The organism is Achromobacter sp. UBA5777 (assembly GCF_002418565.1).
Lineage (GTDB): Bacteria > Pseudomonadota > Gammaproteobacteria > Burkholderiales > Burkholderiaceae_B > Achromobacter > Achromobacter animicus.
On sequence record NZ_DIEJ01000299.1, the window covers coordinates 206 to 10,357 of the forward strand.

Annotated in this window: 8 protein-coding genes; 6 read left to right on the forward strand and 2 right to left on the reverse strand. The window is 65.3% G+C overall.

The window, feature by feature from the left end; all coding sequences use genetic code 11:
• Window positions 1–501 (forward strand): acyl-CoA dehydrogenase family protein (locus B3446_RS26125; protein WP_291386836.1); only part of this gene is annotated, 501 nt, incomplete at its 5' end.
• A gap of 91 nt (window positions 502–592) precedes the next feature.
• The gene (locus B3446_RS26130; protein ID WP_105239654.1) at window positions 593–1,033 is read left to right on the forward strand and encodes a CBS domain-containing protein; all 441 of its coding nucleotides are present in this window, start codon (window positions 593–595) and stop codon (window positions 1,031–1,033) included.
• A gap of 92 nt (window positions 1,034–1,125) precedes the next feature.
• Here B3446_RS26130 and B3446_RS26135 read toward each other — a convergent pair whose 3' ends face one another.
• The gene (locus tag B3446_RS26135; protein WP_191575774.1) at window positions 1,126–1,890 is read right to left on the reverse strand and encodes a TSUP family transporter; all 765 of its coding nucleotides are present in this window, start codon (window positions 1,888–1,890) and stop codon (window positions 1,126–1,128) included.
• A 342-nt stretch (window positions 1,891–2,232) separates the two neighbouring features.
• Between B3446_RS26135 and B3446_RS26140 the strand changes: the two genes are divergently transcribed.
• The 4 genes from B3446_RS26140 (at window position 2,233) to B3446_RS26155 (ending at window position 7,717) form a co-directional block, all read left to right on the forward strand.
• Entirely contained in the window at window positions 2,233–3,111 is an 879-nt protein-coding gene (locus B3446_RS26140) for an FxLYD domain-containing protein (RefSeq protein ID WP_291386838.1), read from the forward strand.
• Window positions 3,101–3,988, forward strand: coding sequence for an FxLYD domain-containing protein (locus tag B3446_RS26145; RefSeq protein ID WP_291386840.1), 888 nt, complete (start codon window positions 3,101–3,103; stop codon window positions 3,986–3,988). Before B3446_RS26140 ends, B3446_RS26145 begins: the two co-directional genes overlap by 11 nt.
• A 334-nt stretch (window positions 3,989–4,322) precedes the next feature.
• Window positions 4,323–6,914 carry a bifunctional aconitate hydratase 2/2-methylisocitrate dehydratase gene (gene acnB, locus B3446_RS26150; RefSeq protein ID WP_175123661.1) on the forward strand — a complete coding sequence of 864 codons (2,592 nt, stop codon included), beginning with the start codon at window positions 4,323–4,325 and terminating at the stop codon, window positions 6,912–6,914.
• A 206-nt stretch (window positions 6,915–7,120) separates the two neighbouring features.
• Window positions 7,121–7,717, forward strand: a complete 597-nt coding sequence (locus B3446_RS26155; RefSeq protein ID WP_056563184.1) for a hypothetical protein — start codon at window positions 7,121–7,123, stop codon at window positions 7,715–7,717.
• A gap of 200 nt (window positions 7,718–7,917) precedes the next feature.
• Here the strand turns inward: B3446_RS26155 and B3446_RS26160 are convergent, their stop codons facing one another.
• Window positions 7,918–10,149: a TonB-dependent receptor gene (locus B3446_RS26160; protein WP_291386843.1), complete on the reverse strand. Its 2,232-nt coding sequence runs from the start codon at window positions 10,147–10,149 to the stop codon at window positions 7,918–7,920.
• Window positions 10,150–10,152 lie beyond the last annotated feature (3 nt).

Genomic DNA, 10,152 nt, shown 5'->3' on the forward strand with positions numbered 1-10,152 from the left:
CTCGACAGTCCGGCGCCGCTGGATACGATGGCGGCCGCCGCCTACGCGGGGCTGATCGCCGGCGCTATGGATCGCGTGCTGGCGATGACGCTGGACTATGCGAACCAGCGCGCGCAGTTCGGCAAGCCCATCGGGCGCTTTCAGGCCGTGCAGCAGCAGATCAGCGAGATGGCCGAACACGTGTGGGCCGCCCGCATGGCCGCACAACTGGCTTTTCAGGGCAATGACGGCCTGCCGCGTCCGCTGCTCGCCGCGCTGGGCAAGGCCCGCGCCAGCCAGGCCGTGCCGCGTGTGGCCGACATCGCGCACGCGGTGCACGGCGCCATCGGCGTCACCGAGGAGTACGACCTGCAGCTATACACGCGCAGGCTGCGCGAATGGCGGCTCGCGGCAGGATCGGAATCGCATTGGCATGACCGCATCGGCGCTGACGCCCTCGCCAGCCGCAGCGATGCGCTGACCTACTTGCGCACGTCGTTGTACGGCAAGGAAGCGGCATGAGGGCGGAACCGAGGGGGGACGGGCTTGCGGCAATGCCGCAGGCAGGCTTAGGATGGTGCTTCGAACCTCTCCACCGTTTCGGGAGCACATCGTGAAGACAGTTGCTGAGCTTCTCAGGGAAAAGGCTAATCACGCCGTCGTGACGGTTTCGCCGGATTCGTCGGTCTTCGACGCGATCAAGACGATGGCCGACCGCAGCATCGGGGCGGTGGTGGTGGTGGAAGGCGACGTGGTGCTGGGCATGCTGACCGAACGCGACTACGCGCGCAAGATCGTGCTGCAGGACCGGTCGTCGCGAACGACCAAGGTGCGCGACATCATGACGGACTCGGTGTATTACGTCAGTCCCACCGACACGCGGGAACACTGTATGGCCATGATGACCGAACGGCATTTCCGCCATCTGCCGGTCATCGACAACGACAAGCTGATCGGATTGCTGTCCATCGGCGACCTGGTCAAGGACGTGATGAGCGAGCAGAAATTCATCATTCATGAGCTCGAGCGCTACATTACGGGGGAGCGTGGTTGACGGGAGAGTGAGGCCGGCGGTATCTCGCCGGCCGCACCCGATGGGCCTCGCTTAGCCAGCAGCGCGTAGCCGGCCGCGCTAGCCGGCCGCGCCTAGCCGGCCGCCAATATCCTCGTCGCCGGGACGATGAGTCCCAGGCCGGCGGCCAGCAGCAGCACGAACACCATACGCTTGACCTTCTTCATCGAATTCTCGGTGCTGTAGCGGCGCGCAAACCACGTCACGCCGATCACGACCGGCAGCGCCTGCACACTCAGCCAGAACGACGACGCCATGAACGCGCCCTGCCCGGTTACAAGCGCCAAGCGCACCGTGGCGTTGAGCGAAAAGAGAATCAGCAGGCTGTTGCGGATGGTGGCCAGCGGCAGCGGCTGGCGGTACAGGTGATAGACCATAGGTGGACCGGCGCTGGAAAACAGGCCGCCCAGCACGCCCGACACGCCGCCGAACAACACACTGGATGTGCGCGAAGACAGTTGCGCCAGCGGCTGGGTTCGCGTCACGAGCAAAATGGCGCACGCCAGGATGGTGACGCCCAGCAGCAACTGCAGCAACACCGCCATGGACCCGCTGATCCACGTCAGCGCGGCCACCCCCACGCCGACGCCGGCCAGGCTGCTTACCGCGGCAGGGGTCAGCAGCGACCAGTTCACCTGCGGCTTGGCGCGCAGCAAGGTGACGCCCGCATTGACCAGGGACAGCACGCTGACCACGTTGGCCACTTCGGACACCGAGGCAAGCTGGAACACGCCCGACAGGCCCAGCAGCACGAGGCCGAACGCAAAGCCCGTCATCGTCTGGGCATAGGTGGCGAGCGCCACGCAGGCCAGAAACAGCAGATGTTGATAGATGCTCATGCAGGAAGAGCCAGACCTCGGCTCTGCCCGGCTGCGCGCCAATTGGGGCGGCAGGAGAGCGGATCGACGGGAAACGGCGGCGTAATGATTGATGTGACAACGATTTTTCGCCGGGCATGATAGCACCGGGCGGAGGATGCATTCCGGCCCCCATAGCGCCGATTCCACACATATGGTCACAAACTGATGCGCTCGTGCACCCCGGGGGTGGCCGACGGCCGCTATCCTTGCCGCCCGGTAAGCCCTTCACGCCGGTCCCGCCGCGCCATCCCGGTTCGCGGCGCGCGGCCGGACCGCCTGCGTAGCGTAAATGACGCCCAGCGTAAAGGACGCCCCGCGAGAATGACGCCCAAACAGACCACTATCAACACGGTGACGCTGACCTGCTCCACGTGCGGCAGCGCCAGTTTCACCAAGCTGGACACCAACGAATACCAGTGCAGCCACTGCCATGCGGTGACGCTGGTCGAAGACAACGTCGCGCAGCGGCTGGAAAAGATCCTGCGAAACATCCAGCAGCCCAAGCCTGCGCCCATCAAGCCCGCCGCCATCGCGGCGATCTCGGCGGCGATCCTTGCCGCCGTCGTCATTCCGCTGGTCGTCTCATCGCTGGGTTCGCGCCCGTCGCCCCTGCCCGCCCGCATTGTCGAACCGCCCATCGACGCCTCACTCGTCAAGCTGACGGACGTGCAGGAGGTCAAGACGCGCGGCCGCAACGAGCTGGTCATGCTCGTGCGCAACGAGACCGGCCGGAAGATCGACGTGCCGCGCGTGACGGCATCGTTCTTCCAGGGCGACCTGTCGCTGTCCACCGTGTCGGGCTCGGCGCCCGCGCGCTCGCTGGAACCGGGGGAGTACACCCCGCTGAAGATATCGTTGCCGTCCAAGGCGTACAGCCGCTACGACTTGCAGGTCGGCACGCCGTCACCCGCGCGCGGCAAGAACAACGACGTCGCTGCCAGCCGCGTTCAGCTTGTGCGCAATGACGGGAATTACCGTCTGGTCGGCCTGATCCGCAACCAGGGCACCAACCCCGCCAGCAGCACGCAGATCACGGTCATGCTGTACGGCGCCGACGGCGGCCTGATCGGCACGGGCAACGGCTACGCGACCGCCAGCCCGCTGGCCCCCGACGCGCTGACGTCCTTTGACGTGCGCTGCGAAATGCTGCGCGACGGCGAGGTCGCCTCCTACGATTACATGGTGCAAAGTGAAAGCTGACCCCTCCTCCTCCCGGCGCCTGTCGCGGCCGGCCCTGGCTGGGCTGGCGCTGATCCTGTTTGGCGCGGGCGGGTATGCCGCGTGGAAATACACCGCGCTGGGATCCGCCAGCCCGCCTCCGGCGCAGGCCGTGGCCAAACCCGCCGCGCCCGAGGCCAAGCCGCCCGTCAGCCGCATCGTGCGCGTCACCCCGGCCAACACGCGGGTCATCGACCATGTCCGTCTGACCACCGAGGAATTGCTGGACCCGGATTTCGCCCTGTTTGATGGCGGGGCGTTGAAGCTGTCCGCACCTCGCCGGCTGCTGGACGAGATCGAACGCCCGGTGCTGTATGCCGAACTGGTCAACACCAGCGACCAGTTCGTAGCGCTGTCGCCCCGGGCGGAAATCGCGGTGTTCGACGGATCGCGTCCGCTCGAGCTGCGCCAGTCGTGGAGCCTGCCGACGCATCTGTACCCTGGCGAGCGCGTGCCCGTGGCGCTGACCGGGCGCGTGGAACGCTTTTCGGAGGTCAAGACAAACTGGCTGCCCGCCAAGCGCGCCGCCCTGCCCGGCCCGCGTCCGCAGTTGGCCGTGACAGTGGAAAACACCGAAGCCGCCATCGGCACCGGCACGCTGAACTTTACCTACCGCTTCCGTTACAAGTACGTGACGGTGCACGGCCGGGTGCGCAACGACAGCAGCAGCGAGGTCGAGAAGGTGCGCGTGTGGGTCAGCCTGTACGACGCGCAGGATCAGCTCACCGGCGCCATGTTGCAGGAACTGCGGATGCCGCGGCTGCCGCCGGGCGATAGCGCGCCGTTCCAGGTCGACGTCAAGCAATATGGCGGCAATTTTGCGCGCGTCGGGGTGGTGTACGACGCCACGGCACCCTGACCGGCGGGCGCGGGCTTTTTCCCGAAGCGGCCCAGGCGGCCGCTTTTTCTTTGCGAGGTGCCTGGGCCCCCGCCCCACCTTCCCACCCGCTGCCGCGTGCCGCCCGACTCCTGCCGCCCGACTCCTGCCGCCTGACTCCTGCCACCCGAGGCCCGCTACCCGACGCCCGACGCCGGACGCCGGACACCGGTCGCCCGGCCAAGACGTCGCCGCCGAGCAACAGCTATCGACTCAAGTCTTATATAAGATATAAGACATTTGCTACCGGCCCCCACTTGCTTCTACAATTCCGGCCGACAACCCTTCTTCCAACCCGACTTTGAGCAGGCCTCACATGCTGGATACTTACCGCCAACACGTCGCCGAACGCGCGGCTCTGGGGATTCCCCCGCTGCCCCTTACGGCCAAACAAACCGCTGAACTGATCGAACTGCTGAAGAACCCGCCCGCTGGCGAGGAGCAGAATCTGGTCGAGCTGCTGACGCATCGCGTGCCGGCCGGCGTGGACGATGCCGCCAAGGTCAAGGCCTCCTACCTGGCCGCCGTGGCGCTGGGCAAGGAAGCTTGTGCGCTGATCAGCCGTGCCAAGGCGACGCAACTGCTGGGCACGATGCTCGGCGGCTACAACATTGGCCCGCTGGTCGACCTGCTGGATGATGCGGAAATCGGCACCATCGCCGCCGATGCGCTCAAGAAGACCCTGTTGATGTTCGACGCCTTCCACGACGTGAAGGAAAAGGCCGACAAGGGCAACGCCAACGCCAAGTCCGTGCTGCAAAGCTGGGCCGACGCCGAATGGTTCACCAGCCGTCCGGAACTGCCGGAAAGCCTGACCATCACGGTCTTCAAGGTCCCTGGCGAAACCAACACCGACGACCTGTCGCCCGCCCCCGACGCCACCACGCGTCCCGACATCCCGATGCACGCCCTGGCGATGCTCAAGAACAAGCGCGACGGCGCCGCGTTCGAACCGGAAGAAGACGGCAAGCGCGGCCCGGTCAAGTTCATCGAATCCCTGAAGGAAAAGGGCCACCTGGTCGCCTACGTGGGCGACGTGGTCGGCACGGGTTCGTCGCGCAAGTCGGCCACCAACTCGGTGCTGTGGTTCACGGGCGAAGACATCCCCTTCGTGCCGAACAAGCGCTTTGGCGGCGTGTGCCTGGGCAACAAGATCGCCCCGATCTTCTACAACACGATGGAAGACGCCGGCGCCCTGCCGATCGAACTCGACGTTTCCAAGATGGAAATGGGCGACGTGGTCGAACTGCGTCCTTACGACGGCAAGGCCATCAAGAACGGTGAAGTCATCGCCGAATTCGAGGTCAAGTCCGACGTGCTGTTCGACGAAGTGCGCGCCGGCGGCCGCATTCCGCTGATCATCGGCCGCGGCCTGACCGCCAAGGCCCGCGAAGCGCTGGGTCTGGCGCCCTCGACGCTGTTCCGCCTGCCCAAGGATCCGGTCGATTCCGGCCGCGGCTACACGCTGGCCCAGAAGATGGTCGGCCGCGCCTGCGGTCTGCCGGAAGGCAAGGGTATCCGCCCGGGCACCTACTGCGAACCGAAGATGACCTCGGTCGGCAGCCAGGACACCACCGGCCCGATGACCCGCGACGAATTGAAGGACCTGGCCTGCCTGGGCTTCTCGTCCGACCTGGTGATGCAGTCGTTCTGCCACACCGCCGCCTACCCCAAGCCCGTCGACGTCAAGACGCACCACACGCTGCCGGAATTCATCAGCACGCGTGGCGGCGTGTCGCTGCGTCCCGGCGACGGCGTCATCCACTCGTGGCTGAACCGCATGCTGCTGCCCGACACCGTCGGCACCGGCGGCGACTCGCACACCCGCTTCCCCATCGGCATCTCGTTCCCTGCCGGCTCGGGCCTGGTGGCCTTTGCCGCGGCCACGGGCGTCATGCCGCTGGACATGCCGGAATCGGTGCTGGTCCGCTTCAAGGGCAAGCTGCAGCCCGGCGTCACGCTGCGCGACCTGGTCAACGCCATTCCGCTGTACGCCATCAAGCAAGGCCTGCTGACGGTTGCCAAGCAAGGCAAGAAGAACATCTTCTCCGGCCGCATCCTGGAAATCGAAGGCCTGCCCGACCTGAAGGTCGAACAAGCCTTTGAACTGTCGGACGCCTCCGCCGAACGCTCGGCCGCCGGTTGCTCGGTGTTCCTGAACAAGGAACCGATCATCGAGTACATCAACAGCAACATCGTGATGCTCAAGTGGATGATCGCCAACGGCTACGAAGACGAGCGCACGCTGGGCCGCCGCATCAAGGCGATGGAAGCCTGGCTGGCCGATCCCAAGCTGCTGGAGCCGGACGCCGACGCCGAATACGCCGCGGTCATCGAGATCGACCTGGCCGACGTGCATGAGCCCATCGTTGCCTGCCCGAACGACCCCGACGACGTCAAGACGCTGTCGGAAGTCGCCGGCGCCAAGATCGACGAAGTGTTCATCGGCAGCTGCATGACCAACATCGGCCACTTCCGCGCTGCGTCCAAGCTGCTCGAAGGCAAGCGCGACATCCCGGTCAAGCTGTGGGTCGCTCCCCCGACCAAGATGGACGCCACGCAACTGACCGAGGAAGGCCACTACGGCGTGTTCGGCACCGCCGGCGCACGCACCGAAATGCCGGGCTGCTCGCTGTGCATGGGCAACCAGGCGCAGGTCCGCGAAGGCGCGACGGTCATGTCGACCAGCACCCGCAACTTCCCGAACCGCCTGGGCAAGAACACCAACGTGTACCTGGGTTCGGCCGAACTGGCCGCCATCTGCTCGAAGCTTGGCCGCATCCCGACCAAGGACGAGTACATGGCCGACATGGGCGTCATCAACAAGAGCGGCGACCAGATCTATCAGTATCTGAACTTCGACAAGATCGCCGACTACAAGGACGTGGCGGACGTGATCGAGGTCTGATCCCGACTCCCCTGCCAGGCCTGACAGCCTGAACAACGGCCCCGCGCAATCGCCCGGGGCCGTTTTTTTTGCCTTTATCCGGGCAATTCGGATCGGCGCGCAGCCTGTATAACGAAACGTTTCAATACAATCCAGGCATGCCGGTGAGACGTCGGCCGCCAACGCCGGGGAAACCCCGGCGCATTTTTCCTGGAGGAAGCCTGCCAATGATCCGGCTATTGCCGCCGACGCTGTTGCTGACGCTAGCCGGCTGCGCCACCGCGCCGCCCTCGAATCCCGACAACATCTGCGCCATCTTCCGAGAGAAACCGGAATGGCACGACGCGGCGCTGGACGTGCAGAAGAAATGGGGCGCCCCGGTGCCGGTGCCCATCGCGATGATGTACCAGGAGTCTTCCTTCAAGCACGACGCCTTGCCGCCGCGCTATTACTTTCTGGGCTTCATTCCGTGGGGCCGCGTCAGTTCCGCCTATGGGTACGCGCAGGCCAAGGACGAAACCTGGGCCGACTACAAGCGCGAAGCGGGCGGTTGGACGTCCAGCCGCGACAACTTTGCCGACGCGCTCGACTTCATGGGCTGGTACATGAGCAAGACGCAGCGCATCAACGGGATCTCTAAGTGGGATGCGTATGGGCAATATCTGAACTACCACGAGGGCTGGACGGGTTATCGCAACCGTAGCTATGACCGCAAGGCGTGGTTGAAGACGGTGTCGCAGAAAGTGCAGGCGCGCGCCGAGAAGTTCACGGCGCAGTACAAGAGCTGCGAGTCGAGCCTGTCGCGGGGTGGATGGTTCTGGTGAGACTTTGGTTGTGGCTCAGATGATCCACGGTGTCTGACACCCGTTGAGACACCATCGCAAGCTGACGATCATCTCCCCAGGGCGTCAGACACCTTCGCGCACCTTCGCGATTGTCACGGCACATTGTTTGCCGCGCTTAAGACAAAAAAATCCCGGCACGAGGCCGGGATTTTTCATGCGCGGGCATCAGCCCGCCGCGATCAGAAGTCCATGCTGGCCGACAGCGAGAACGTGCGCGGGCCGCCCAGGACGAGGTAGCCGTTGCCCGGATATCCGCCCACCGACGACCAGTAGTTGCGGTTGGCGATGTTGTCGACGCGGGCACGCAGCGTCACGACGTGGCCGTCCACGTCCATCATGTAGCGCAGGCCGGCGTCAAAGCGGGTCCAGCCGGGAACCTTGAGCGTGTTGGCGTCATCGGCATACGACGAGCCGGTGTAGACCACGCGGCCGTCGATCGCCAGGCCTTCCACGCCCGGGATGTCCCATTCCACGCCCATGTTTGCCTGGAAGCGCGGCACGCCGATCACGCGGTTGCCGTTCAGCGAGGCGGTGCCGGTCTTGACCTGCTTGGCATCCAGCCAGGTCAGGCCGCCCAGGAGACGCACGCTGCGCACGGGCTCGCCGAAGACGGTCAGCTCGACGCCTTGGTGGCGGTCTTCGCCCGAATTGGTCAGCTCGTTGCTGGCGTTGTAGGCCGCGCGCGGCTTGTCGGTCGAGAAGAACGCCAGGCCGCCGCCGAGGCTCTCGCCTTCGTACTTCACGCCCACTTCCTTCTGCTTGGACACGAAGGGCGGAAGGCTTTGGCCCACGTTCGGCACCGGACGGCCGCCAGCGGTTGCGGGCGCGGTCGGGCCGGCAACCAAGGCTTCGATGTAGTTGGCATACAGCGAAACGCTCGGCGCCACCTTGAACACCAGACCGAAGGCCGGCGAATTGTGGCTGGCGTCGTAGGCGCCGCTTTCCGCGCCGGTGTTGTAGGCGTAGTCACGTTGCGACATGCGCTGATGACGGATGCCGGCGGTGAACAGCACCTTGTCGTCAAGGAAGGACATCGTGTCGCCGATGGCATAGCTGCTCAGGCGGGTACGGCCCTGCAACGCGGGGTTGTCCAGGTCGTTGCCGCGCAGCGCGCCGGCACTGAATGCAGGCTTGTCGTACGAGATGGGGTCGTAGATGTTCGTGGGGAACGTGTTGCGGAAGTCCATCACGTACGCGTTCTTCTTCTTCAAATCGAACCACGAGGCCGACACGACGAATTCGTGACCCACGGGACCGGTGCGCAACTTGCCGCGCAGGCCGATTTCTCCCGTGTTGACGCTGTCTTCGCGGGTGTTGTCGAAGCGGTAGAAGTTGCCAGCGCCGGTGCTGCCATTGGTGAGCGTGATATTGCCCAACGAATTGGCTTCGTCGCTGCGGCGCATGCCGAACGCGCCGTAAGCGGTCAGCTTGTCGCTGAAGTCATGTTCGGCGCGCAACGTGCCGAAGACGTCGCGTTCGTTGGAATAGGTCCACGGCTGCGCGTAGTTCGAGCTGGCGTCCGGCGCATCGGGCACGGTCGTGACACCGGCGCCCAGCGTCACGTTGGGACGCGGACGCTTGAGCTTGTTTTCCTGCCAGCCGATGTCGGCGGACAGGCGCGTGTCGGCCGACCGCCAGTCCAGGCCCAGCGAAACGACGCTGGTGCGGCTGTGTTCGTCATCGATCGCTGTGTCGCCGCTGCGTTGTGCGGCGTTCAGGCGGATGCCGGTGCTGTCATCCGGGCCGAAGCGGCGCGCGATGTCAGTGGAAAGCTGGAATTGGCCGCCGCTGGACACACCCGTGGTGACGCGCGTCAGCGGTTCGTTCGGCGCGCGCTTGGGCACCAGGTTGATCACGCCGCCAATGCCGCCGCCACCGGGCGTCGCGCCCGTCAGGAAGGCGGTTGCGCCGCGCAGCACTTCCACGCGCTCGAACAGTTCGGTGGCGATGTATTGGCGGGGAAGCAGGCTGTAGAGGCCGTTGTAGGCCACGTCATCCGAGCTCAGGATGAAACCGCGAATGAAGTACGACTCCTGAAAATTACCGAAGCCGCGCGCCACGCGCACGCCCGAGTCGTTCTGCAGCACATCGCCCACGCTCTTCGCCTGACGATCCTGGATCAGCTCATTCGTGTAGCTGGTGACGCTGAACGGCGTGTTCATGAAATCCTCGGTGCCGAGGATGCCGACACGGCCGCCGCGGGCCACCTGGCCGCCTGCGAACGGCGCCGACAGGCCGCCGGCGGACGCGTCAGCGCTCGCCTCGACCCGGATGGCGTCCATCGAAGTCACGGGACCGCCGGTCGTGGCGGGCTGGGTCGTCTGGGGAGCTGTCTGGGGTACGGTCTGGGCGTGGACGGCGCCAAAGCACGGCAGCGCGGCGGCCATGCAAGCGAGAGTTCTGATTTTCATATG

What these genes read in the sequence shown, in the direction of transcription:
- B3446_RS26135 (WP_191575774.1), bottom strand. Translation starts at nt 1,890, where the DNA reads ATGAGCATCTATCAACATCTGCTGTTTCTGGCCTGCGTGGCGCTCGCC.
- B3446_RS26140 (WP_291386838.1), top strand. Translation starts at nt 2,233, where the DNA reads ATGACGCCCAAACAGACCACTATCAACACGGTGACGCTGACCTGCTCC.
- acnB (WP_175123661.1), top strand. Translation starts at nt 4,323, where the DNA reads ATGCTGGATACTTACCGCCAACACGTCGCCGAACGCGCGGCTCTGGGG.
- B3446_RS26155 (WP_056563184.1), top strand. Translation starts at nt 7,121, where the DNA reads ATGATCCGGCTATTGCCGCCGACGCTGTTGCTGACGCTAGCCGGCTGC.
- B3446_RS26160 (WP_291386843.1), bottom strand. Translation starts at nt 10,149, where the DNA reads ATGAAAATCAGAACTCTCGCTTGCATGGCCGCCGCGCTGCCGTGCTTT.